We start from the raw sequence: 542 nt of genomic DNA, 5'->3' as shown, positions 1-542 counted from the left end.
AACGGCGGGACATCCGTCCCGCCGAGGCGATGGGCAAACCCTCGGACGAATCCACGGCGCTTTCGCGATGTAGCGGAGATCCTCCTCCGACCCTGTTCAGATGGAGCGGCCATCCCCCGCAGGATCAGGCGGAACCGGCTTCCGACCGGGCGGAGGGACCCGTCCTCTGAAGGACGGAATCTCCGCTCCCTTCACCCCGAGCGAACCTCTTTCACCCCCGGCACCCGGCGCACCTCCTCCAATACCTGCGGGGTGGAAATTTCCTCGGAAAGGCGCACCGTAAAGGAAATGTAGATCCAGTCGTCCTCCAGATCCCCCTCATCGATGGTCACCTTGCGGATGCTGGCACCGACCTCCCCCAGCCGGGAGGCGATTTCCCCCATTTTCCCCGGCTCATCCCTGACGCAGACCACAATGTTTTTCAGGCGATGACGCCGGACCAAAAGCCGTTCCAACCGGTTCAACAGCTCCAGACTGACCAGGGCGAGGACCGTGGTCAGGGCGGCACCGAACATGTAGCCGGCTCCCACCGCCAGACCGAT

Annotated in this window: 1 protein-coding gene; it reads right to left on the bottom strand. The window is 63.7% G+C overall.

Annotation, left to right across the window (positions count from 1 at the left end):
- Positions 1-191 precede the first annotated feature (191 nt).
- The coding region (locus RZO55_RS00905; RefSeq protein WP_318062423.1) for an ACT domain-containing protein at positions 192-542 on the bottom strand (351 nt) is incomplete at its 5' end.

It is taken from the genome of Clostridium boliviensis, assembly GCF_033342255.1.
GTDB lineage: Bacteria > Bacillota > Clostridia > Lachnospirales > Lachnospiraceae > Lacrimispora > Lacrimispora boliviensis.
Note: the sequence above shows the minus strand (reverse complement) of the source record. Positions and strands in the feature narration are given on the sequence as shown.